Origin of the sequence: Delftia sp. GW456-R20 (genome assembly GCF_001622915.1) — a bacterium.
GTDB lineage: Bacteria > Pseudomonadota > Gammaproteobacteria > Burkholderiales > Burkholderiaceae_C > Comamonas > Comamonas acidovorans.
The window spans coordinates 592,897-616,169 of the sequence record NZ_LWCN01000005.1; the positions used below are offsets into that span (position 1 = coordinate 592,897).

Here is a 23,273-nt window from a genome sequence, read left to right on the forward strand (position 1 = left end):
CTCAATTGCTCTCCAATGCGGTCGCTACACGGCCATAGGTATCCTCGAATCGAACAATGTCGTCTTCCCCCAGATAACTGCCCGACTGGACTTCGATGATCTCGAGAGGAACCTTGCCGGGATTGGCCAGGCGATGCGTATGCCCCAGGGGGATGAAGGTGGACTCGTTTTCCGCCAGCAGGAAGGTCTTGTCGCCATTGGTGACTTCAGCCGTACCTTTGACCACCACCCAGTGCTCGGCCCGGTGATGGTGCATCTGCAGACTGAGCTGCGCACCCGGGTTGACCACGATGCGCTTGACCTGAAAGCGCTCGCCGCTGTCGATGCTGTCGTACCAGCCCCAGGGACGGTGTACCTTGCGATGCGAGGAGGCCAGCTTGCGCTTTTGCGCCTTCAGTTCTGCCACGATCTTCTTGACATCCTGTGTCCGGCGCTTGTCCGCCACCAGGATGGCATCGGCTGTTTCCACCACGACGATGTTGTCCACACCCACGGTAGCCACAAGGCATGTCTCGGAAAACAGCAAGCTGTTCTTCGTATCGATTGCCAATGTCTGGCCCGCGTGAGCGTTGCCTTGGGCATCACGCGGCAGCACGTCCCACAAGGCATCCCAGGCGCCAAGGTCGGACCAGCCAGCATCCAGGGGCACCACGCGAGCGGGAATTCCCAGGTCCTGATTGCTAGGCAAGTGCTCCATGACCGCATAGTCGATCGAGTCGGCGGGGCAACTGGCGAAGATTTCGCTGTGGGGACGGATGAAGTCCAGATCCTGGCTGCTTTTTTCGATGGCAGCCTGGCAGGCCTGCAGCATCTGCGGCTGCAAGGCGGCCATGGCCTTGAGCCACTGGTCCGCGCGGACCATGAACAGTCCGCTATTCCACAGGTAGTTGCCGCTTTCAAGGTAGGTTTGTGCCACCTCCAGGCTGGGCTTCTCAGCAAAGCTCTTGATGGCAAAGGCTGCGTGGCCTTCAATCGCTTGAGCCTTCTGGATGTAGCCGTAACCTGTTTCCGGGCGATTGGCCACGATGCCGAAGGTCACCATGGCCCCGTCCTTGGCCAGTTGCCAGGCTGTCTGCACAGCTTCATGCAACTGGGTCAGATTGTTCATCACATGGTCAGCGGGCATTGCGAGCATTACCGCGTGCGGCTCTGCCACAAGGGCGGCCAGTGTCAACGCAGGAGCCGTGTTGCGGCCCACAGGCTCCAGCACCAGCCTGGCTCCTTCGATACCTGCCTCATGCAACTGTTGAGCAGCCAGAAAGCGATGCTCGCCATTGCAGATCACGATAGGAGGGGCCTTCGGGATATGGGAGGCCACGCCATCCAATCGCTTCGCTGTGTCTTGCAGCATGGATACCCCGTCACCGCTAAGTGCCAGGAACTGCTTTGGATAGGTTTCACGCGAGAGCGGCCACAACCGGGTGCCGGAGCCCCCACACAAAATAACGGGAAGCAGAGGAGAGGTCATGAGGACGAGGAGTCAGAAGAAGCGTGACGAAGATTTTCAGCATCGGCCTCCAGCATCGCCAACCGCTGATTCAACCGCCGCACATCGCGCTCGATGCGGGTATTGACCATGTCGGCATGCAAGGCCTTGATGAGCAGGACGATGCTGGCCAGCAGCAGCAGCATGGCCGGTGGATAGCTGATGCCCAGCACCGCTGCCAGGCGGTTGATCATCCCAGGCCAGACGCCCAGCACGACGGCAGCCACGGCAACGACCACCCAGAACAGGCCGTGCATGAGATAGAGGTGGTCGCGCCGAATCAGGTACAGGATCAGCGCGGCCAACCCTATGCCCATGAAAGTCGTTGTTACCTGAAGGGAAGCCATATTGATAATCAAAAGCTACCGAATGAACGCATTCGGTTGATGCAGGGCACGCCCGAAACCAGCGCTATTGCCGTATGAAACGGTCCAAACCACCCAGGGAATACGTAAAACCTCCCATTGTAGGTTCCGCATCATGTTCCGAAGCCGCTTCCCCTCTCGTTTCGCCCTGGCCTTGACAGGGATGTGACGCCGTATTTCACAGCCCCTGAAGAAGCGGCAGGATCAAGCCTTGGTGACAGACGAGGTTCCTGCAGCACTACACTGAAGCATTGACCTGATGCACCTGCCACGCACTGTTGCTTGCGTGCACCCTCATATATATGCCATCTGCCACCACTCAGCTCCTGGTCATAGACCCCCAGAACGACTTCTGCGATCTGCCTGAGGACTGGTGTCCTGGCGGGCAACGTCCCAGCCTTCCCGTGGCGGGCGCCCATGCCGACATGCAGCGGCTGGGCGGATGGATTCGGCGCGAGGGGGCGAAGGTGGACGCCATCACGGTGACGCTGGATTCGCACCAGCGCTATGACATTGCCCATCCGGCTTTCTGGCAACAGGGCGATGGCGACGATAGCGGCGATGTGGCGCCGTTCACCGCGATCACGGCGGCGCAGGTGCGGGCGGGGGTGTTCCGGCCGCGCAACGCCGGGGCGCTGCAGCGCAGCCTGGAATATCTGGATGCACTTGAAGCCAACAGCCGCTACACGCTGATGATCTGGCCCGTGCACTGCGAAGTGGGCAGTTGGGGCCACGGTATCCATGCCGATGTGCTGGCGGCCTGTGGCGACTGGCAGCAGCAGCGCCAGCGCGCCGTGTACAACGTTTTCAAGGGGCTCAATCCCTGGACCGAGCATTACAGCGCCCTGCAGGCCGAGGTGCCGGACCCTGCCGATCCGGCGACCCTGCTGAACACCGGTTTGCTGGAGCGGCTGGACCGCGCCGGGCTGCTGGTGGTCGCGGGCGAGGCGAGCAGTCACTGCGTGCGCTCCACGGTCGAGCATCTGGTCGAGCACCTTCCCCATCCTGAGCGCATCGTGCTGATGCACGACGCCATGAGCCCGGTGCCGGGCTTCGAGTCTGCGCACCATGATTTCCTGGCAGCCATGCAGGCCCGCGGATTGCGGCTGGCCTCCAGCCAAGAACTCCACCTGTAGGGGCCGTACCGCCTTCCCGCGCGCAGCCCCCTTTCCTGTTTCCCCAGCATCGCACCATGGCTCCCATCATCACCAGCCTGCTCGACACCGATCTCTACAAATTCACGATGTGGCAGGCCATGCTGCACCGCAATCCCCAGACCGAGGCCGAATACGAATTCGTCTGCCGCACGAAGACGGCCTTCCCGCTGGCCGAGCTGCTGCCCGAGGTGGAGCGCGAGCTGGACGCCCTGTGCGCGCTGCGCTTCACGCCCGAAGACCTGGCCTACCTGGGCGGGCTGCGCTTCATGAAGAGCGACTTCATCGACTTTCTGCGCATCTTCCAGTTCCAGCGCGCCTTCATCCGTGCCTGGGCCGATGGCGACACCCTGCACATCGAGGCCAAGGGCCCCCAGGTCCATGTGATGGGCTTCGAGATCTATGTGCTGGCCATCGTCAACGAGCTGTATTTCCGGCGCTTCGACGCCGAGGCGGCGCTGGCCGAAGGCCGCAGGCGCCTGGCCGGCAAGATCGAGCGCCTGCGCCACTTGGCCTGCGAGGCCAGGCTGCGCAATCCCTTCGAGCTGTTCGACTTCGGCGTGCGCCGGCGCTTCTCGGGCGCCTGGCAGCGCGAGGTGGTCCAGGCCTTTGCCACGCAGACGGCGCAGTGGTTCAAGGGCACGTCCAACGTGCTGCTGGCGCGCGACTTCGGCATCGTGCCCATCGGCACCATGGCCCATGAGTACCTGCAGAGCTACCAGGCCCAGGGCGTGCGCCTGCGCGACTTCCAGATCGCCGCGCTGGAGGACTGGGTGCAGGAGTACCGGGGCGACCTGGGCGTGGCCCTGACCGACACCGTGGGCATGGATGCCTTCCTGGCCGATTTCGACATGTACTTCGCCAAGCTCTTCGACGGGCTGCGGCACGACTCGGGCGACCCGTATGCCTGGGGCGAGAAGGCCATCGCCCACTACCAGAAGCTGCGCATAGACCCCCAGGCCAAGCGCCTGGTGTTCTCCGACGGCCTGGACCTGGACACGGCCCTGGCCCTGTACCAGCGCTTTGCCGACCGCATACAGCTGGGCTTCGGCATCGGCACGCGGCTGACCAACGACATGGGGCTGGAGACCATCAACATCGTGATGAAGCTCACCCACGCCAACGGCCAGCCCGTGGCCAAGATCTCGGACTCGCCGGGCAAGACGCTGTGCAACGACGAAACCTATCTGGCCTATCTGCGCCAGGTCTTCGGCCTGGCCCAGCCTGTCGCTGTCTGACACCGCCTGACACCGCCAAGGCTCCATTCATGCTGCGCATCACCATTGCCCAACTCAACCCCACCGTCGGCGACATCGCCGGTAACGTGGCCCGCATGGCCGAGGCCGCTGCCCGCGCCGCGCACGCGCAGGCCGACCTGCTGGTCTTTCCCGAGCTGTCGCTGTGCGGCTACTACCCTGGCGACCTGCTGGACGAGCCCGCCTTTCGCGAGCGCCTGGAGCAAGGCTTGCAGCAGCTGCTGCAGGCCACGCGCCAGTGGCCGCAATTGCACTGGGTCATCGGCGCACCCACGCGCGCCAGCGGGCCCGGCAAGCCGCTGCACAACAGCCTGCTGGTGCTCAAGGACGGCGCGGTGCGCCTGCGCTACGACAAGCAGCTGCTGCCCACCTACAACATCTTCGACGAGCGCCGCCACTTCGAGCCCGGCCCCGACGCGGCCAAGGTGCTGCGCATAGGCCAGGCCCAGGTGGGCTTTCTGGTGTGCGAGGACGGCTGGAACGACGCCGGTGCCGACTACGCCACCAACCCCTTCGCGCGCATGGCCGACGCCGCCCCCGACCTGGTGGTCAGCATCAACGCCAGCCCCAGCCACCTGGGCAAGCGCGAGCAGCGCCACGAGATCTTCGGCCAGGCGGCCACGCGCCACGGCCTGCCCATCCTCTACGTGAACCAGATCGGCGGCCAGGACCAGATCGTGTTCGACGGCGCCTCGTTCGCGGTGGAGCCCGGGCGCGGCGTGGTCTTCGAGGCCGAGCGCTTTGTCGAAGACCTGCGCACGCTGCAGTTCGACGACGGACGCTTCCTCGACGCAGCCGGCCAGCCCTGCATGAGCGTGCCGGCCGAAGGCCTGCCCACCATGGAGTTCTACCGCCGCCAGATCGTGCTGGGCCTGCGCGACTATGCGCGCCGCTGCGGCTTCACGCGCGCCGTGGTGGGCAGCTCGGGCGGCATCGACAGCGCGCTGACCCTGGCCCTGGCGGCCGAGGCCCTGGGCGCGGACAACGTGGTGGCCGTCACCATGCCCTCGCGCTTTTCCTCGAGCGGCTCGGTCGATGACTCGGTGATCCTGTGCCGCAACCTGGGCATCACGCTGCATGAGCACCCGATCCGCGAACTGGTCGACGGCTATGCGCGCCAGTTCGAGGCCAGCTTCGGCCAGCCGCTGCAGGGCCTGCCGCTGGAGAACCTGCAGGCACGCATCCGCGGCACCACGCTGATGGAGTACTCCAACGCCTTCGGCCACCTGCTGCTGACCACGGGCAACAAGTCCGAGATCTCGGTGGGCTACTGCACGCTGTATGGCGACACCAACGGCGGCCTGGGCCTGCTGGGCGATCTGTACAAGACCGAGGTCTTCGAGCTGTCTCGCCACATCAACCACAGTGCGGGCCGCGAGCTGATTCCCCAGGCCATCATCGACAAGCCGCCCTCGGCCGAGCTGGCGCCCGACCAGAAGGACGAGGACAGCCTGCCGCCCTATGCGGTGCTGGACGAAATCCTCAAATACGCCATCGAGGGCCGGCACCTGTCCACCGCCGAATACGGCACGGCCGAGCGTTTTGTGACCCAGCTGCTGGGCCAGCCCGGCGGTGCCGAGCTGGTTGAGCGCGTCAAGCGCATGATCTTCCGCAGCGAGTACAAGCGCCGGCAGGCCCCGCCCATACTGCGCGTGCGCCCGCGCGCCTTCGGTACCGGGCGCCAAATGCCCATTGCCGCCCACTACGAATGAAGCCAGAGTGAAGCCACCGAGCCTGTTTATGCAAGAGACTGCCGCCATGGACGCCCCCACCGAAACCCCGGCCACCAGCGAGCGCGTGCACACCGCCGTGCTGATCGGGCGCTTCCAGCCGCTGCACAACGGCCACATGGCACTGCTGCGCGCGGCGCTGGAGCGTGCCGAGCAGATCGTCGTCGTGCTGGGCAGCGCCTGGCAGGCGCCCAATCCCAAGAACCCCTTCAGCTGGCAGGAACGCGCGCAGATGCTGCGCGAGGCGCTGCCGCCGGCCGACGCGGCCCGCCTGCACTGCGTGCCCGTGCGCGACTACTACAACGAGCCGCTGTGGGTACAGGCCGTGCAGCAGGCCGTGCAGTCCTGCGTGCCCGAAGGCGCCAGCGTGGCCCTGGTCGGCCATTTCAAGGACGCGACCAGCGGCTACCTGGCGCGCTTTCCGCGCTGGCAGCTGATCAGCCTGCCGCGCCTGGGCCAGTTCGACGCCACGCCGCTGCGCGACATCTACTTCGGCGAATCCGGCGTGGACTTCGAGGCCCTGGCCGCCCAGGTGCCGCCCGCCACCCTGCAGTTCCTGCGCCAATGGGCCACCACGCCCGTCCATGCGCAGATGCGCGAGGAATGGCGCATGCTGGCCCGGTACCGCCAGGCCTGGGCTGCGGCGCCCTACCCGCCCGTCTTCGTGACCGTGGATGCGCTGCTGCGCTGCCGTGTGCCGCACGAAGACGCGCAACAGGACCACATCCTGCTGATACGCCGCGGCCATGCCCCGGGCCTGGGCCTGTGGGCGCTGCCGGGCGGCTTTCTGGAGCCGCGCGACACGCTGTGGCAGTCCTGCCTGCGCGAGTTGCGCGAGGAGACCTGCTCCACGCTCAGCGAGGCCGACCTGCAGGCGGCCCTGCAGTCCGTGCAGGTCTTCGACCATCCCGACCGCAGCCTGCGCGGGCGCACCATCACCCATGTGCACTACCTGGACCTGGGCGTGCTGCCCTCGCTGCCGCCCGTGCAGGGCGGCGACGATGCGGCACTGGCGCGCTGGGTGGCCGTCTGCGACCTGCCCGCCATGGAAAGCGCGTTCTTCGAGGACCACTTCCAGATCCTGCGCCAGTTCCTGCCCCTTCCGGTGCAACAGCCCCTGGCGGACACGGGCGTGAAAATCGGCTAAAACCGGAGATTGCGGCGCCATCTTGCGCCGCAATACCGTTTTTCCGGGCTTCCCGTGTTCCCCGCGATTGAATGACTACCACCCTACAGATCCGACCCGCCACCCCCGATGACGCCGAGCTCATCGTCCGCTTCGTGCGCGAACTCGCCGTCTATGAAAAGCCGAGCATGAAGTCCTGGCCACGCCAGAGCATGTGAAGCGCACCCTGTTTGCCGACAACCCCGCCGTCTTCGGCCTGATCTGCCTGCATGGCGACCAGCCCGTGGGCTTTGCGGTCTACTTCTTCAATTACTCGACCTGGCAGGGCCGCCACGGCCTGTACCTCGAAGACCTCTACGTCACGCCCGAGGCGCGCGGCCTGGGCGCGGGCACGGCGCTGCTGCGCCGCCTGGCGCAGATCGCCGTCGAGAAGGACTGCGGCCGCTTCGAGTGGAGCGTGCTCGACTGGAACCTGCCCTCCATCGAGTTCTACGACCGCCTGGGCGCCCTGCCCCAGACCGAGTGGATCCGCTATCGCGTGACCGGCGACACCCTGCTGGAGATGGCGCGCGAGCCGGGCTGAGGCCGGCCCCCCCTTTGTCTGCCTACTCGGGCTCCACGCCCTGGCGCACGGCCTGCTCGACCACCTCGCGCGTCAGCGTGGGCACGAAGGTCTCGATGAAGGCATAGGCATAGCCGCGCAGCCAGGCGCCCTTGCGCAGGCCCAGCCGCGTGGTGTTGACCTCGAACAGGTGGCCGGCGTCCAGCGTGCGCAGGCCCTGGTCGCGCTCGGCATCCAGCGCCACCGAGGCGACGATGCCCACGCCCATGTCCAGCTCCACATAGGTCTTGATCACGTCGGCATCCATGGCCGTGAGCACCACGTCGGGCTCCAGGCCCTCGCGCGCAAAGGCCTCGTCGATGTGGGCGCGGCCCGTATAGCCCTGCTCGTAGGTGATGATGGGAAAGCGCGAAAGCGCCTCCAGCGTCAGCGCCTGCTGCGACTGCAGCAGCGGGTGGCCGGGCGGCACGACCACGCCATGCGTCCAGCGGTAGCAGGGCAGCGCGACCAAGCCTTCATAGCCGGCCAGCGCCTCGGTGGCCACGCCGATGTCGGCCTCGCCGCTGCGCAGCATCTGCGCCACCTGCTCGGGCGAGCCCTGGTGCAGGTGCAGGCGCACCTGCGGATAGCGCTGGCGGAAGTCGCGCACCACGTGGGGCAGCGCATAGCGGGCCTGGGAGTGGGTGGCGGCAATCGACAGCCGGCCCTGCTCGCTGGCGCTGAAGTCGGCGCCCACGCGGCGCAGGTTGTCGGCCTCCAGCATCAGGCGCTCGACGATGGGCAGCAGCGCCTCGCCGGGCGGCGTCAGTCCGGTCAGCCGCTTGCCTGCGCGGATGAAGATCTCCACGCCCAGCTCTTCCTCCAGTTCGCGGATCTGCCGGCTCACGCCAGGCTGGGAGGTGTGCAGCGTGTGGGCCACCTCGGTCAGGCTGTAGCCGCGGCGCACGGTTTCGCGCACATAGCGCAGTTGCTGGAAGTTCATGGGCAAGGCTCCGCCCGGGGCCGGTGCGGCCCGGGCCTGTGGAAGGCAAAAGCAGAAAGGAAAGAGAGAGGGGGCGGCGAGAGGCTTTCAGGCCGAACAGGCCACGGCCGGCTCGTCCGGGGCATCGGCCGCTGCCTCGCGGGGCAGCTCCAGCAGCTCGATCAGATTGCCTGCGGGGTCGCGCGCATAGCAGCGCCGGCCCTCGCTCACGGGCGCCACCTCCAGCGCCAGGCCGCCGTGCACCAGCAACTGCTGGCGCAGCGCATCCACGTCGCTGACCGTCAGCGCCAGGTGCACCAGGTTGCCCGCCGCGCGCTCGGTGCCGCCGGACTGCCCCTTGTAGGGCACCAGATCAATGCGCTGCCCGCCGGCCAGAAAGCTCAGGCCCGGACGCCCGGCAACGGTCAGGGCAGACAGGCCCAGCACTTCGCCATAAAAGCGCTCCATGGCCGCCTGGGCGCGCGCCGGGAAGGACAGCTGGACATGGTGGACGCCACAGACGATGGCCACGCCCGGCTTCATGGCAGTGCGGCCGGCAAGAGGGGAAGGCCAGGCGGGGCGTGTGGTGTGGGTCATCGAAGCGTCTCGGAAAAGAATCAGCAGCCCGAATGCTGCTGCAGGCCATTGTCGAGACAAGTCGAAAAAACCAAAAATAATAAAAATTCAGTCTGTTATTTCCAAATCATCTCAAGAGATCGAACGCCGGTGGTCGGCACGGCGCGCCAGCCACTCGCCGCCGAACTGCAGCACCGACACCAGGGCCACCAGGATGACGATGACCTCGAACATCACGCGCGTCTCATAGCGCTCGTAGCCGTAGCGGATGGCCAGGTCGCCCAGGCCGCCCGCCCCCACGGCGCCCGCCATGGCCGAGGCATTGACCATGGCGATCACGCTCACGGTCATGCCGCCGATCAGGCCCGGCAGCGCCTCGGGCAGCAGCACCTGGCGCACGATCTGCGGGCGGCGCAGGCCCATGGCGCGCGCCGCCTCCACCAGGCCTGAGTCCACTTCGCCCAGGCTGACCTGGGCGATGCGCGCAAAGAACGGGATCAGGTTGGCCGACAGTGGCACCACCGCCGCCCAGGTGCCCAGCGTGGTGCCCACGATGGCGCGCGTTACCGGCAGCAGGGCCACCAGCAGGATGATGAAGGGAATGGCCCGGCCGATGTTCACCGCCGCCGACAGCCCCCGGTACAGGCGCGGCCTGGCGTAGAGCCCGCCTGGCGCCGTGGTGTGCAGCACGATGGCCAGCGCCAGCCCGGCAACGATGGCGATCAGCGAGGACGCGCCCGCCATCAGCAAGGTTTCCAGAAAGGCCTGCAGGTATTTATCGAGCGGGGGCAGGGACATGGCCAAGCAGTTGCAGTGAATCGGCGCCCAGCGCCTGTTGAAGGGAAGACAGCGCGTCCGGCGAGAGCGGGGAGAGTGCCGACGGCAGATCCTGCACCGGCACGCCCACCAGCAAGCGGCCCTGCGAACGCCCGCGCATGCAGTCCAGCCCGCCCTGCAGCAAGCGGGCACGCGGGCCCAGCACTTGAAGCTGCGCCAGCGGCAGGCCCTGCTGGCTGCCGCCGTCGGCCCATCCGATGGCCAGCACGGCGACGGCCTCCGGGCCATCGGCCGCTGCCACCAGTTCCAGATCGGCCGCCAAGGCCTGCCGCAGCGGCCGCAGCAGCGCACGCGCAGCCTCCGAGCGCGGTGCCGCAAACAGCTGCCAGACCTCGCCGATCTCCTGCAGCCGGCCCTGGTCCAGCACCAGCACGCGATCACAGACCTCGCGGATCACGGCCATGTCGTGCGTGATGAGCACGATGGTCAGCTGCAGCTTGCGGTTGATCTCGCGCAGCAGCTCCAGGATGGACTGCGTGGTCTCGGGGTCCAGGGCCGAGGTGGCCTCGTCGCACAGCAGGATTTCGGGCTCGTGCACCAGCGCGCGCGCAATGCCCACGCGCTGCTTTTGCCCGCCCGAGAGCTGGGCCGGATAGGCGCCGCTCTTGTCCGCCAGCCCCACCAGGGCCAGCAGCTCGTCCACCCGCGCGCGCACGAGCGCGGGCCGCCAGCCCGCGGCCTGCAGCGGCAGGGCCACGTTCTCGTACACCGTGCGCGAGGACAGGAGGTTGAAGTGCTGAAAGATCATGCCGATGCGCCGGCGCAGCGCCACCAGCGCGTCCTCGTCCAGCGTGGCGACATCGGTGCCGTCCACCAGCACGCGGCCGCTGCTGGGCCGCTCCAGCGCATTGATGGTGCGCAGCAGCGTGGATTTGCCGGCGCCGCTGCGGCCGATGATGCCGAACACCTCGGCACGCGCCACCTCGAAGCTCAGCACCTGCAGCGCGTGCACGGGCTCGCCCGCGCCCCTTCCCGTTCCCGGGTAGTGCTTGCGCACGCCCTCGAAGACGATGTGCGGCCGCTGCAGCGCATCGATTGCATGGGGCTCGCCGGCCGCCGCCTGTTCCACCTTCATTGCCTTACACGCCTCAGAAGGCCGGCAGCACCGAGCCCTGGTACCTGCTCACGATGAACTGGCGCACGGGCTCGGACTGGTAGGCGCGCAGCAGTGCCGCGACCCAGGGTGCAGCGCGGTCGCGCTCGTGCACGGCAATGATGTTCACGTAGGGATTGCGCTCGCGCCTTTCGACGGCAATCCCGTCGCGCGTGGCGATCAGCCCGGCCTGGTAGGCAAAGCTGTTGACGATGGCCGAGGCATCGAGATCGTCCAGCGAGCGCGCCAGCACCACCGAAGCGGCCTCCACCAGCTGCACCTTCTTCTGGTAGCTGGCGATGTCGGCCAGGCCCGCCGTGCCCTTGAAGGGGTCGAAGCCCTCGCGCAGCTTCAGGATGCCCTGGTCCTGCAGCACCACCAGCGCGCGCGTCTGGTTGCTGGGATCGTTGGGAATGCCCAGGCGCGCGCCAGCGGGCAGGTCGGCCAGGCGTTTGTGCTTTTTCGAATAGAAGGCGATGGGCGAGATGTAGGTGTCGCCGGCCGCCACCAGCCGGTAGCCGCGCTGCTGGTTCTGGTCGCGCAGGAACGGCACATGCTGGAAGGAGTTGGCCTCGATGTCGCCGTTGTTCAGCGCCTCGTTGGGGCTGGCCGCGCCGCTGATGACCACGGGCTTGACCTGCAGCCCCTGCTCGCGCGCCACGCGGGTCACCACCTCCCAGATTTCCTCGTCCACGCCGCCGCGCACGCCCACGCGCAGCGGGCCGGCCTGCGCGGCCCGGATGGCGCCTGACATCGCCGCCGCCGAGGCCCCCGCCGCCAGTCCCCGCAGAAATACTCGCTTGTCCATCGCACAGTCCTTTCAAGAATCAACAGGCACCGATCAACAGGAATCGATCAATAGGCACCGGGGTGCAACTCACGGCCGGCGGCGCGGGCCTGGGCCTGCAGACGGGCGAAATGCTCGGGATAGAAGCGCTGGGCCACATCCAGGTGGGAGCGCACGCGGCCCTTGAGCGCGTTCTCGCCCACATGGCTGAACAGCGGGTTGTCCGGGTCGCTCTGCGGCCCCGTGGCCAGCACGGCCAGCTCGGGCGGCAGGGTCAGCAGCGGAACCTGGCCCAGGTCCAGGCGCGGCGCCAGGAAGTAGGCGATGGAGTAGCGCTGCACGCCCGCGCGCGGCACCAGCACGCGATGCACGTTGGCGCGCAGATAGCCGTTGGTGGCCAGCTCCAGCATCTCGCCGATGTTGATGACGAAGGCCCCGTCGCGCGGCGGCACATCGACCCAGCCGGCCGGCGTCTCCACCTGCAGCCCGCCCACCTCGTCCTGCAGCAGCAGGGTCAGCAGGCCACCGTCCTTGTGCGCGCCCACGCCCTGGCCTGCTGCGCCCAGCTCGCTGCCCGGGTAGTGGATGATCTTGATGCGGTGCGCAGGCAGGCCGCTGACCAGGGCGTCCAGCGCGCCCTCGGGCAGCTGCAGCGCGGCCACGAAGTGGCGCAGCAGCTCCAGCGCCACGCCATGCGCTGCCGCCTGCCAGGCCAGCACCTCCTCGCGGAACCCGGGCAGGGCCTGCGGCCACTGGTTGGGGCCTTGCAGCCCCTTCCAGTCCGGCACGCCGGGGCCTGCGGGAATCTCGGGCGACTCCTCGCCCAGGTCGATCTGCTCGCGCTGGTCGGGCCGCTGGCGCGTGATCTCCATGCCCACGGCCGTATAGCCCCGGAAGTGCCGCGTGTTGGCAATGGCCAGCGCCTGCTTGTCCGCCAGCGGCTGCGCAAAGAATTCGCGGGCGCGCCGCTGTATGCCCTGCCATGCGTCCCGGCCTATGCCGTGCCCTTCCAGGTAGAAGAAACCGGTGTCGCGCGCCGTGCGCGCCAGCTGGCGCAGCGCCTGGGCCTGCGTGGCCGGGTCGCGCAGGGCCTGCAGATCGATGACGGGCAGGGCCGGGGTTGCCGCTGTGGCGGCGGGCGCGTCGAGGGTGGATGCTGTCAAGGTGCTCATACTGTGCTGCCAGGAAAGTGGGAAGGAAGGGGCGCTCAGGCCGCCAGGCGCTGATCGCGGTCTTGTTCGCGTTCGGCAGTCAACACCGCATGGTCCTGCGCCTGCTCCAGCGCCTGCGCCAGGTCGGCCAGCAGGTCCTGCGGGTGCTCTATGCCGATGGACAGGCGCACCAGCCCGGGCGCAATGCCCACGCGTGCCAGCTCCTCGTCGCTGAGCAGGCTGTGCGTGGTCTCGGCAGGAATGGCGGCCAGCGACTTGCTGTCGCCGATGTTGACCAGGCGCAGGAACAGGCGCAGCGCGTCATAGAAGGCGCGCGCCGCCGGGCGGCCGCCGCGCAGCTCGAAGCCCAGCAGCGCCGGCACATGCCCGCCGCGCAGCTGGCGCAGGGCCAGCGCGTGGTCGGCGTGGCCGCTCTGGCTGGCGTGGTGTATGCGCTCCACCAGAGGATGAGCCTGCAGGAAATCGATCACGGCCAGCGTGTTGCGGCTGGCGCGCTCCTGGCGCAGGCCCAGCGTCTCCAGGCCCTGCAGCAGCAGGAAGGCACTGTGCGGCGCCAGCGCCGCGCCGCAGTTGCGCAGCAGCACGGCACGGGCCCGCGCGATGAAGGCCCGGTCGGGAAATTTCTCGGTGAAGACAAAGCCCTGGTAGGCCGGCTCGGGCGCGCTGAACTGCGGGTAGCGCCCCGCGTGCGCCACCCAGTCGAAGCGGCCGCTGTCCACGATCAGCCCGCCCAGCACATTGCCGTGTCCGCCGATGGCCTTGGTGGCCGAATGCACGACGATGTCGGCGCCCCAGTCGAAGGGCCGCAGCAGCAGCGGCGAAGCCACGGTGTTGTCCACCACCAGGGCCACGCCCGCCGCATGGCTGATATCGGCCAGCTGGCGCAGGTCGGCAATGCCGCCCGATGGATTGCCCACGGACTCCACGAACACGGCCTTGGTGCGCGGCCCTATCGCCCGGCGCAACGCCTGGAAATCGTCCTTGGCCACGGCCGTGCTCTGCACGCCGCGCGAGGCCAGCACATGGGCGATGAAGTTGTGCGTGCCGCCATACAGCTGTGAGGCCACGACCACATGGTCGCCCGCACTGGCCAGCGTGGCCAGCGCCACGTCGATGGCGGCCATGCCCGAGGCCAGGGCCAGCGCGGCCACGCCGCCTTCGAGAGCCGCAATGCGCTGCTCCAGCACCGCCAGCGTGGGGTTGGCCGTGCGCGAGTACACATCGCCCTCCTCCACCAGGCCGAACAGGTTGGCGCCGTGCTGGGCGCTGTCGAACACGAAGGAGGTGCTCTGGTAGATGGGCACGGCCGCGCTGCGCTGCTGCTCTCGCCCCCGGTAGCCGGCGTGCAGGGCCTGGGTGTCCTGCTGCCACAGCGCATCGCTGGCTGCGTCGTGCGGGGCGGACTCGGTGCCGGTCGCTGAGGTCATGCATGGACTCCGTATGAGTGGTCGATGCAGCCCATTATTCGAAGCCCGCGCCCTGCGCACTACGAAGAAAAACGCGTTCGCTTATTCGGTTTGCGCATGTCGCCGGGCCGCGCCCTTCCTAGTTGCCACGCACATATGGATGCGCGTTTTGCGTCGTTGGAAACACGGCACTCAGCGGACAGCATCGGCAGTCCCGAAACTGCTTTGGAGGGAGTTCCATGACCCGCAAGACCCAGACCGAGATCGACAGGACCCAGGACAGCCGCTGCGCCCATGGCGCCGATTGCGGTGCTTTCGGGGCGCTCGATGCTCCCGAGGCGACCGAGCCCTCGCTCTCGCGCCGCACCCTGATCCGCGCCGGCGCCGCAGCCGGCGCGCTGGGATCGGCCGCCTGGTTCAGCGGCCGCGCCGGGGCGCAGCCGCGCCAGAAGATCACCTTTGCCTGGAGCCAGGCCAGCTTCTGCCATTCGCCCATTCCCGTGGCGCTGGAGCGCGGCTTCTTCGAGCGCAACGGCCTGGACGTGGAGCTGCTGAACTGGGGCGGCTCGGCCGACCAGTTGCTGGAGGCGCTGGCCACGGGCAAGGCCGATGCGGGCGCGGGCCTGATCCATCGCTGGATCAAGCCGCTGGAGGCGGGGCTGGATGTCAAGCTCATCGGCAGCGTGCACGGCGGCTGCCTGCGCCTGGTCGGCCTGAAGTCGGCCGGCGTCACGCTGGACCCCAGCACGCTCAAGGGCAAGACCATCGGCGTGGCCGATCTCAACAGCCCGGCCAAGCAGTTCTATTCCATCCACCTGGCCAAGCGCGGCCTGGATGTGGACAAGGACATCGAATGGCGCGTCTACCCGGCCGACCTGCTGGATGTGGCCGCCAAGAAGGGCGAAATCCAGGCCATTGCCGACGGCGACCCCAATCTCTACCTGATCGAGAAACGCAACCCCGGCACCTTCCTCGAACTGGGCAACAGCGCCAAGAACGAGTACGCCGAAAGCATTTGCTGCGTGATCGGCGCAGGCGCAAAGTTCGCCCGGGCCAACAAGCCCGCAGCGGCCAGCGTGGTGCGCGCGCTGACCCAGGCCTCGGACTACATCGCCGAGAACCCCAACGAAACGGCGAAGATCTTTGCCAAGTACTCGCCCAAGGTGCCCGTCGAGGACCTGCAGCGCCTGCTGGCCGAGCTGACCTTCAAGCACCATCCGCACGGCAAGCCGCTGCGCGACGAGGTCCAGGCCTTTGCGGCCGACTTCCGCACGGCCGGCGTGCTCAAGAAGCAGACCGACCCTGGCCGCTTTGCCAGCCACATCACGCTGGACGTCCTCGCATGAGCACCGCAAGACCACGCTGGCGCCTGGGCGCCACGGATGCCGCACCCGGCCTGGAACGGGAACAGGCGCAGAGCACGCGCAAGGCAGGCCCCTGGCGCACCGGCCTGCTGGCCGCCGCCGCCTGGGCCGGCCTGGGCATGCTGACCCTGCTGTGGCCCAACAAGGAGATCGGCTTCAGCGAATGGGCATTCACGCAGGAGTTCGGCATTGCCGCCCTGGCCGTGGCCCTTTTGCTGCTGGCATCGGCCGTGCTGCCTGTGCGACCCGTACGGGCAGCACGGCGCATCGACCGCTGGCTGCGCCCGGCCGGTGCCTGGCTGGTGGCGGCGCCGCTGCTGCTGGCGCTGTGGGAGACGCTGACGGCCAAGCTCGGCGCGTTGCCGCCGCCGTTCTTCGCGCCACCGCAAAGCCTGATCGACGTGGTTCATGAGGACTGGCAGCGCCTGGGCCTGTCCACGCTGTATTCGCTGCGGCTGCTGCTCAACGGCATCGTGTTCGGCGCGGTGATCGGGTTTCTCACGGGCGTGTGGATAGGCTGGTCGCGCATCGCGGGCTACTGGGTGCATCCGCTGCTGCGCTTCCTGGGGCCGGTGCCGGCCTCGGCCCTGCTGCCGCTGGCCTTTTTCTTCGCGCCGTCGAGCTACTCGGCAGCCGTGTTCCTGGTGGCGCTGGCCACGTTCTTTCCGGTGGCCGTGCTGACCTGGTCGGGCGTGGCATCGGTCAGCAAGAGCTACTACGACGTGGCGCGCACGCTGGGCGCATCGCCCTGGTTCCTGGTGCTGCGCGTGGCCATCCCGGCCGCCCTGCCCCAGGTCTTCGTGGGCCTGTTCATGGGGCTGGGCGCCTCGTTCTCGGTGCTGATCACGGCCGAGATGATGGGCGTGAAGGCCGGCCTGGGCTGGTATCTGCAGTGGGCCCAGGGCTGGGCAGCATACGCCAACATGTACACGGCGCTGCTGGTCATGGCCGTGCTGTGCTCGGGCCTGATCACGCTGCTGTTCACCGTGCGCGACCGCACGCTGTCGTGGCAGAAGGGAACCGTCAAATGGTGATTGCCGCAGAACACGCCGCCAACGCCGCAGCCACGCCCGCCATCGCCGGGGCTGCCCTAGCCGGCGCGGCCATCGATGTGCAGTCCGTCAGCCACTGGTTCGGCCAGGGGCAGGGCGCGCTGCAGGTGCTCGACGAGGTCAGCCTGCAGGTGCGGCCCGGCGAGTTCGTCGCCCTGCTGGGCCCCAGCGGCTGCGGCAAGTCCACGCTGCTGCGCCTGGTGGCCGGGCTGGACGCGCCCACGGCCGGCGCCGTGGCGCAGGACGGCACGGTCATCACTGAGCCCGATCCCTCGCGCATCGTCGTCTTCCAGGACCCCACGCTGTTTCCCTGGCGCACGGTTCGCGGCAACGTGGCCCTGGGCCTGCAGGCACGCGGACTGCTGGACAGCCAGGCCCACCGCATCGACGAGGCCCTGCGCCTGGTGGGACTGGAGGATTTCGCGGACAGCCATCCCCACCAGCTGTCGGGCGGCATGGCCCAGCGCGCTGCCCTGGCGCGCGCCCTGGTCAACGACCCGCGTCTGCTGATCCTGGACGAGCCGCTGGGCAAGCTCGACTCGCTGACGCGGCTGGCCATGCAAAGCGAGATCCTCAAGATCTGGCAGCGCGCAGGCTTTTCCGTGCTGCTGGTCACCCACGATGTGGAAGAGGCCCTCTTCCTGGCCCACCGCGTGCTGGTCTTCAGCCAGCGGCCCGCCCGCATCGTGGCCGAGATCGATGTGGACCTGCCCTACCCGCGCCAGCGCGGCCACGCCCGCCTGTCCGAGCTGCGGCACGAGGCCCTGCGCCACCTGGGCCTGGACCAGACCTGGTAGCGCCTGCCTCCGATGCAACGCAGCGACTCCCCCGACTGGCTCAACCCCTTGATCGGCGCCATGCAGCAGGCCCAGGTCGGCCTGCTGCAGCTGCTGCATGGCCTGGGCCTGGCCGGCACGGTGGAGGGCCAGCCTGCCTGGCCCTGGGCCCTGCGCCTGTCCGGCGAAAACCTGGTGATCGACCTGGGCCAGGCCCGGGGCCTGCTGTGGTCGCTGGCGGCCGTGGCCACCGCCATCGTTTTGCTGGTGCTGGCCCTGGCGCTGACACTGGTTCTGCGTCGCATCCGCCTGCCGGCCCTGGTGCTGACCGCGCTGGCCGCGCTCGCCCTGCTGCTGGCCCCCTGGCCGCGTGCCGACCTGATCCTGGTGCCCGCGCATGCCACCAGCTTCCATGCCTCGCCCACGGGCTTCAGCGTGGAGAGCATTGCGCGCGGCGGCGCCGTCTATGCCCAGCACTGCACGGCCTGCCACGGTGCCGATGGCCGGGGCCACGGCCCGCTGGCCGCCAGCCAGCCGGTCTGGCCCCCCAACTTCACAAGCCCGCTGCTGTGGCGCCGTGCCGATGGGGAATTGCTCTGGGCCATTCTTCATGACCGCCGCCCCGTGGAGTCTCGCGACGGCGCACGGGCCCACGGCCAGGCCGACCGGCTGTCCAGCGACGACGCCTGGGCCCTGATCGACTTCATGAAGGCCCGCGCCGCAGGCCAGATGCTGCAGATCGCCGGCAACTGGCCCTATCCCGTGGGACTTCCCGACATGGCCGTGCAGTGCGCAGGCCAGCCCGCACGCCGCCTGAGCACCTGGCAAAGCCGCCAGCAGCGGCTGAGGGTGGTGGCAGGCAGCGGCCCGGTGCAGGAAGACCCGCGCCTGGTCAGCCTGCAGCTGTCGCCCGATGGCGGCAACCGCACCGCCAGCGCACTGGACTGCACCGTCAACGACCCGCGCGCCTGGCAGGCCATGGCCCTGCTCAGCGGCTCGGAGCAGCTGCAGGGCATGCAATGGCTGGGCGACCGCAGCGGCTGGCTGCGCGCGCTATCGCGTCCGGGCGCCCAGGGCTGGTCGGAGGACGACCTGGTCTGCCGCACGGACGCGCCCGCGAGGACGACGGTCGAGGCGACGACGGCCGCTGCGGCAACCGCCGGCCCGTCCGATGGCCCGTCCGATGGCTCACCCGACGGCTCCTCCGACGGCCTCGGGGCCCTGATCGCTCGCATGGATGCCGAGCCCGTGCGGTTCATCAAGGGTGGATTTGTGCACTGAGGGATCAGCCATCCGCCGCCATGAGGCTGGCATAGGCGCCCTGGCGCGCGAGCAACTCCCGGTGGGTGCCCTGCTCCACGATGCGGCCGCCCTCCAGCAGGACCACGCGGTCGGCGCGGGCCAGCATGGCGGGCCGGTGGGCGATGAGCAGCACGGTACGGTGCTCGCGCAAGGCGTCCAGCGCACGCAGCAGGGCTTGCTCGCTTTCGCTGTCGAGATGGGAGGAAGCCTCGTCCAGCACCAGCACGGGGGCACCGGTCAGCAGCGCGCGCGCCAGGGCGATGCGCTGGCGCTGGCCACCCGACAGGCGCATTCCTTGTTCTCCACAGCGCGTGGCATGGCCTTGCGGCAGCCCGCTGATGAAGCCATGGGCCTGCGCCAGCATGGCGGCCTGCTGTACCTCGTCATCGCTGGCGTCAGGCCGGCCCAGGCGGATGTTGTCGGCGATGGAGATGTCGAACAAATGCACCTCCTGGCGGACCACGGCAAGTTGCTGCCGCAGCACGGCCAGCGGCAATTCACGAATGTCCATGCCGCCCATGCGCAGGCTGCCGGCGTCGGGCTCGCCCAGGCGTTGCAACAGCTGCACGCAGCTGCTTTTGCCGGCGCCGGACGCGCCGGCCAGGGCCACCATTTCGCCAGGCCGCAGGGACAGGTCCAGTCCGCGCAGCACGGGTACGCCGCCACGCTGCCAATGCACACCGCAGAAGTCCAGCGACGCCGTGGCCGGCGCCTCACGGGTTCCGCTGTCCGCAATGCGCCGGGGCTGGCGCAGCAGTTGCAGGATGCGGTCGGCACCAGCCTTCACATCGCCCAGCCTGCGCGCGGCCTGCGCCACTTCGGCCAGCGGCGCCAGCGCCATGCCGGCCAGTACCACCACGGCCGGCAGCCAAGCGGCATCGATGTGCCCCTGGTCCAGCAGCCAGGCGGCCACGGCAGCCATGGCCAGGGCCGACACGGCCGGCAACGGGTCCGCGGTGGCCAGTTGGCCCGCAGCAAGCGACGCATGCCTGCGCACCTGGGGGGACAGCGCCGCAGCCTTGGCACGCATGCGTGCCAGCCAGCGCGGGCCGGCCTCCAGCAGCGCCAGTTCACGCAGCCCGCGCAGGCCTTCCACCACATCGGCATTGAGTTCGCCCTGCGCCGCTGCCAGCGCCCTGGCCTGCCGCTGCGCCTTGCCGGCCAGCCACCAGGACAGCAGCACCGGCAAGCCAACAAAGGGCAGCCAGGCCAGGGCGAGCAGCGGATGCAGCCAGGCCAGCAGGCCCAGCGCCGCCAGCGGCACGCACAGCGCGCCGGACAGCTCGCCCAGCATGTGGGCGTAGAAGTGCTCCATCAGCTCGGCATCGGCCGTGGCGGTGGCGGCGATGTCGCCGCTGCGCTGCGGGCCGGCCGCATTGCCTGCGCCCCGCTCCAGCCCGTCGTAGATGCCCAGCTGCAGTGTTTCTATCAACGCAAACGCCAGCGCATGGGAGGCATGGGTCTGCCACCATTGGCTGAGCGCGGCCACCAGCGCCGTCAAGGCCAATGCGCCCAGTGCCGGTTGCAGCGCAGTCCACGGCGCGCCCATGGCGGCCTGTCCGGCAATCCAGGCAGCCAGCACCCAGGCGCCGACCACGGTAGCCTGCGCCAGTGCGGCGGCCAGCAACGCCGCTGCCAGCAGGCGCTTGTGCGACGCCACCGGCGCCAGCAGGCCGGCCCAGCTGCGGGATTCATCGCGGATCATGCGGCCTCCTCCGTCGTCCTGTTGGCCTGCGACGCCGCCCAGAGCCGTGCATAGCGGCCGCCGCGGCGCAGCAGATCATCGTGCGTGCCCTGTTCGGCCACCCGGCCGTTTTCCAATACCACGATGCGGTCCGCCTCGCGCGCCGTCTCCAGGCGGTGCGCGGCCATGACGAGAGTGCGGCGGCCCCGCAATGGCCGCAACACCTGCAGCAAGGCCTGCTCCGTGCGTGGATCTGCGCTGGAGGTGGGCTCGTCCAGCAGCAGCACGGGCGCACGCCTGAGCAAGGCACGCGCCAGGGCCAGCCGCTGGCGCTGCCCGCCCGACAGGTGCGCGCCGAATTCGCCCACCTCGGTCTGCAGGCCCTGGGGCAGGCTGTCCAGCAGATCGGCCAGTTGCACATCACGCAGGACAGCCTCGATGTCGCGGCGGCAGGCCTGGGGGCTGGCCATGCGCAGGTTGTCCTCCAGGCTGCCGCTGAACAGCAGCGTGTCCTGTGCGACCAGGGCGACCCTGGAGCGCAACTGCGCCAGGCTCAGCTCCCGCAGGTCCCGGCCGCCCAGGCAGACCATGCCGCGCCGGGGATCGGCGGCACGCCACAGCAGCGACAGCAGCGTGGACTTGCCGACGCCCGAAGGCCCCACCAGCGCCACCCATTCACCATCGGCGATATCCAGGTCCAGTCCGTGCAGCACCTCGGGCCGCCCCGGTTCCTGCCCCTGGTCATGGGCAAAGCACACCCCGCTCAGCGAGATGCGGCCGTCTGCAGGAGCAGGTCCGGGCCGCTGCGGCTCAGGCACGGGCAGCGGCGCATGCAGCAGCGCGTCGATGGCATGCAGGCCGTCGCGCGCGGCCCAGGCCGCATGAAAGGCTTTCTCCAGCCGCTCCAGCGGCCTGAAGGCCTCACGCGACAGCAGCAGCACGGCCAGCAGCGATGCCGCATCCAGCCGGCCCTGGCCCAGTTGCCAGCTGCCCCACCCCAGGACACTGGCCATGCCGGCCAGGCCAACGAAACGCGTCAGGCCGGTGCGCAGCAAGGTGGCGCGCAGCGTGTGCATGGACTCGGCACGCAGGCGGGCGGCCTGCTCGGCCAGACGCATGCGCCAGCGCGCCGAGGCGCCAAAGGCCCACAGCGTCTCCATGCCGCGCAGGCTGTCCAGCAGCTGCGCCCCAAAGGCAGCCAGAGCCGCCATGACGCCGCTGGCCCCGGGCATGTGCCGGCGCAGCCACAGCCGGTCCAGCAGCGGCTGGCCCAGCACGAACACGGCCAGCAGCAGCGCGCAGCCCGCGTCCACCCAGGCCAGGGCGCCCAGCGCCAGCGCGCAGCCGAGCACGGCTCCCAGCAGGCTGGGAACGTGGCGGCTGGCATGGACCTGCACGGCATCGACAGCCGCAACCAGCGTGGCCTGCAGCTCACCGGTGGGGCGGGCCGCAGCCCAGGCCGGCCCCAGGCGCATCAACCGGGCCAGCAGGCGTTCGCGCAGCACGGCGCGCGTGCGCATGCCCACCTGCTGTGCCCACCACTCTTCCAGCCACACCAGGACGCCGCGCAGCACCAGGGCCGCCAGACCGATCGCCAGCCAGGGATGCAGCGACGCCCCCTCCATGGCCTGGGCCAGCAGTCGAGCAAGGCACAGCGCGTGCACCACCAGCATGGCCTGGGCCAGCAGCCCGCAGGCCACCGTGGCCGCCAGCTGCGCGCGCGAGCGCGACACCATCCAACGTTCCAGCGAGGTGCTCATGACGGCTCCTGCCCACGACCGCCCAGCGCGTGGCTCACGGCGACCAGACGCCGGCCGTTGACCGTTTCCACGACAGCCTGCACTCGGTAGACCTCGTGCAGCAGGGCGCTGTCCACCACCTCGACAGGGCTGCCGGCACGCACCACGCGGCCCTGGTCCAGCACCATGATCCGGTCTGCCCAGCCCATGGCCAGGTTGATGTCGTGCAGCACGGCCAGCACCACCAGTTGCCGCTCGTGTGCGATCTCGGTCACCACGTCCAGCACGCGGTGCTGGTGGTAGAGGTCCAGGGCGCTGGTCGGCTCGTCGAGCAACAGCAGGCGCGGACGGCGCACCAGGGCCTGGGCCAGACCCACCATCTGGCGCTGGCCACCCGACAGCGCAGCCAGCGGCCAGTCGGCCAGGGCCGTCAGCTCCAGGCGCTGCAGCACCTGCTCCACGGCGGTCTCGGCCTCATGCGTGCCGGCCAATGGCCAGCCACGGGGCGCCTGTGCGGGCTCGCCGGCCATGGCCGCGCTGAGCACGGACTCGAACACCGCCAGTCGCGAGCGCTCGGGCAGGCTTTGGGGCACATAGACCACCTGGCGCGCGCGCTGCAACGGCGGCTGGGAAGACAGCAGCACCGTGCCCAGGCGCACCTCGCCGCGCATGCGCTGCAAGCCTGCAATGCCGCGCAGCAGCGTGGATTTGCCTGCGCCATTGGGCCCCACCAGCGCATTGACCGAACCCGCAGCCAAGGGCCCCAGAGTGGCACCGCGCAGCACGGGAGCTGCGCCATAGCCCATGTGCACATCGCTGACATGCAGCGCGTTGCGGAATGGCAT

At 69.0% G+C, this 23,273-nt stretch carries 20 protein-coding genes and 1 pseudogene; 9 read left to right on the top strand and 12 right to left on the bottom strand.

Going from position 1 to position 23,273, the window contains the following annotated elements; genetic code table 11:
* Nucleotide 1 precedes the first annotated feature (1 nt).
* Both A4F85_RS26595 and A4F85_RS26600 read right to left on the bottom strand, forming a co-directional pair.
* Nucleotides 2–1,468, bottom strand: coding sequence for a mannose-1-phosphate guanylyltransferase/mannose-6-phosphate isomerase (locus tag A4F85_RS26595; RefSeq protein WP_063328298.1), 1,467 nt, complete (start codon nucleotides 1,466–1,468; stop codon nucleotides 2–4).
* Entirely contained in the window at nucleotides 1,465–1,833 is a 369-nt protein-coding gene (locus A4F85_RS26600; RefSeq protein ID WP_034397028.1) for a DUF2304 domain-containing protein, read from the bottom strand. Before A4F85_RS26600 ends, A4F85_RS26595 begins: the two co-directional genes overlap by 4 nt.
* Nucleotides 1,834–2,153: 320 nt before the next feature.
* Here A4F85_RS26600 and A4F85_RS26605 point away from each other — a divergent pair, with 320 nt between their 5' ends.
* The 5 genes and pseudogenes from A4F85_RS26605 (at nucleotide 2,154) to A4F85_RS26625 (ending at nucleotide 7,700) form a co-directional block, all read left to right on the top strand.
* Complete coding sequence (locus A4F85_RS26605) at nucleotides 2,154–2,987, top strand: hypothetical protein (RefSeq protein ID WP_063328299.1); 834 nt, start codon at nucleotides 2,154–2,156, stop codon at nucleotides 2,985–2,987.
* A 56-nt stretch (nucleotides 2,988–3,043) separates the two neighbouring features.
* Nucleotides 3,044–4,243: a nicotinate phosphoribosyltransferase gene (gene pncB, locus A4F85_RS26610; protein WP_012207404.1), complete on the top strand. Its 1,200-nt coding sequence runs from the start codon at nucleotides 3,044–3,046 to the stop codon at nucleotides 4,241–4,243.
* Nucleotides 4,244–4,272: 29 nt separating this feature from the next.
* The gene (locus tag A4F85_RS26615) at nucleotides 4,273–5,973 is read left to right on the top strand and encodes an NAD+ synthase (protein WP_063328300.1); all 1,701 of its coding nucleotides are present in this window, start codon (nucleotides 4,273–4,275) and stop codon (nucleotides 5,971–5,973) included.
* 46 nt (nucleotides 5,974–6,019) lie between these two features.
* Nucleotides 6,020–7,138 carry a bifunctional nicotinamide-nucleotide adenylyltransferase/Nudix hydroxylase gene (locus A4F85_RS26620; protein WP_063328607.1) on the top strand — a complete coding sequence of 373 codons (1,119 nt, stop codon included), beginning with the start codon at nucleotides 6,020–6,022 and terminating at the stop codon, nucleotides 7,136–7,138.
* Between the two features lie 71 nt (nucleotides 7,139–7,209).
* Nucleotides 7,210–7,700: pseudogene (locus A4F85_RS26625) on the top strand (GNAT family N-acetyltransferase).
* 22 nt (nucleotides 7,701–7,722) lie between these two features.
* On the opposite strand, the gene A4F85_RS26630 reads toward A4F85_RS26625, so the two are convergent.
* The 7 genes from A4F85_RS26630 to A4F85_RS26660 all read right to left on the bottom strand — a co-directional run bounded on the left by A4F85_RS26630 (nucleotide 7,723) and on the right by A4F85_RS26660 (nucleotide 14,532).
* On the bottom strand, nucleotides 7,723–8,661 hold the full coding sequence (locus tag A4F85_RS26630; protein ID WP_013800726.1) for a CysB family HTH-type transcriptional regulator: 939 nt from the start codon (nucleotides 8,659–8,661) through the stop codon (nucleotides 7,723–7,725).
* An 87-nt stretch (nucleotides 8,662–8,748) separates the two neighbouring features.
* The gene (locus tag A4F85_RS26635; protein WP_012207409.1) at nucleotides 8,749–9,237 is read right to left on the bottom strand and encodes a VOC family protein; all 489 of its coding nucleotides are present in this window, start codon (nucleotides 9,235–9,237) and stop codon (nucleotides 8,749–8,751) included.
* A 111-nt stretch (nucleotides 9,238–9,348) separates the two neighbouring features.
* A complete protein-coding gene (locus A4F85_RS26640) occupies nucleotides 9,349–10,014 on the bottom strand; it encodes a methionine ABC transporter permease (RefSeq protein WP_043782884.1) in 666 nt (221 codons plus the stop codon).
* A complete protein-coding gene (locus A4F85_RS26645; protein WP_063328301.1) occupies nucleotides 9,992–11,128 on the bottom strand; it encodes a methionine ABC transporter ATP-binding protein in 1,137 nt (378 codons plus the stop codon). Before A4F85_RS26645 ends, A4F85_RS26640 begins: the two co-directional genes overlap by 23 nt.
* A 13-nt stretch (nucleotides 11,129–11,141) precedes the next feature.
* A complete protein-coding gene (locus A4F85_RS26650) occupies nucleotides 11,142–11,954 on the bottom strand; it encodes a MetQ/NlpA family ABC transporter substrate-binding protein (RefSeq protein WP_063328302.1) in 813 nt (270 codons plus the stop codon).
* A gap of 47 nt (nucleotides 11,955–12,001) precedes the next feature.
* On the bottom strand, nucleotides 12,002–13,105 hold the full coding sequence (locus A4F85_RS26655; protein ID WP_047326487.1) for an isopenicillin N synthase family dioxygenase: 1,104 nt from the start codon (nucleotides 13,103–13,105) through the stop codon (nucleotides 12,002–12,004).
* 35 nt (nucleotides 13,106–13,140) lie between these two features.
* Complete coding sequence (locus A4F85_RS26660; protein WP_063328303.1) at nucleotides 13,141–14,532, bottom strand: O-acetylhomoserine aminocarboxypropyltransferase/cysteine synthase family protein; 1,392 nt, start codon at nucleotides 14,530–14,532, stop codon at nucleotides 13,141–13,143.
* A 218-nt stretch (nucleotides 14,533–14,750) separates the two neighbouring features.
* Between A4F85_RS26660 and A4F85_RS26665 the strand changes: the two genes are divergently transcribed.
* The 4 genes from A4F85_RS26665 to A4F85_RS26680 are packed head-to-tail and all read left to right on the top strand — an operon-like array spanning nucleotide 14,751 to nucleotide 18,984.
* The gene (locus A4F85_RS26665) at nucleotides 14,751–15,857 is read left to right on the top strand and encodes an ABC transporter substrate-binding protein (protein WP_013800720.1); all 1,107 of its coding nucleotides are present in this window, start codon (nucleotides 14,751–14,753) and stop codon (nucleotides 15,855–15,857) included.
* The gene (locus A4F85_RS26670; protein ID WP_063328304.1) at nucleotides 15,854–16,909 is read left to right on the top strand and encodes an ABC transporter permease; all 1,056 of its coding nucleotides are present in this window, start codon (nucleotides 15,854–15,856) and stop codon (nucleotides 16,907–16,909) included. The genes A4F85_RS26665 and A4F85_RS26670 overlap by 4 nt, the downstream gene beginning before the upstream one ends.
* Complete coding sequence (locus A4F85_RS26675) at nucleotides 16,903–17,724, top strand: ABC transporter ATP-binding protein (RefSeq protein WP_063328305.1); 822 nt, start codon at nucleotides 16,903–16,905, stop codon at nucleotides 17,722–17,724. Before A4F85_RS26670 ends, A4F85_RS26675 begins: the two co-directional genes overlap by 7 nt.
* A gap of 12 nt (nucleotides 17,725–17,736) precedes the next feature.
* Nucleotides 17,737–18,984, top strand: coding sequence for a c-type cytochrome (locus A4F85_RS26680; protein ID WP_063328306.1), 1,248 nt, complete (start codon nucleotides 17,737–17,739; stop codon nucleotides 18,982–18,984).
* 4 nt (nucleotides 18,985–18,988) lie between these two features.
* Here the strand turns inward: A4F85_RS26680 and A4F85_RS26685 are convergent, their stop codons facing one another.
* Genes A4F85_RS26685 through A4F85_RS26695 form a run of 3 tightly spaced genes read right to left on the bottom strand, consistent with a single transcriptional unit; the run spans nucleotide 18,989 to nucleotide 23,273 of the window.
* A complete protein-coding gene (locus A4F85_RS26685) occupies nucleotides 18,989–20,710 on the bottom strand; it encodes an ABC transporter ATP-binding protein (protein ID WP_063328307.1) in 1,722 nt (573 codons plus the stop codon).
* Nucleotides 20,707–22,449, bottom strand: coding sequence for an ABC transporter ATP-binding protein (locus tag A4F85_RS26690; protein ID WP_063328308.1), 1,743 nt, complete (start codon nucleotides 22,447–22,449; stop codon nucleotides 20,707–20,709). The genes A4F85_RS26685 and A4F85_RS26690 overlap by 4 nt, the downstream gene beginning before the upstream one ends.
* The gene (locus A4F85_RS26695; protein ID WP_082848300.1) at nucleotides 22,446–23,273 is read right to left on the bottom strand and encodes an ABC transporter ATP-binding protein; all 828 of its coding nucleotides are present in this window, start codon (nucleotides 23,271–23,273) and stop codon (nucleotides 22,446–22,448) included. The genes A4F85_RS26690 and A4F85_RS26695 overlap by 4 nt, the downstream gene beginning before the upstream one ends.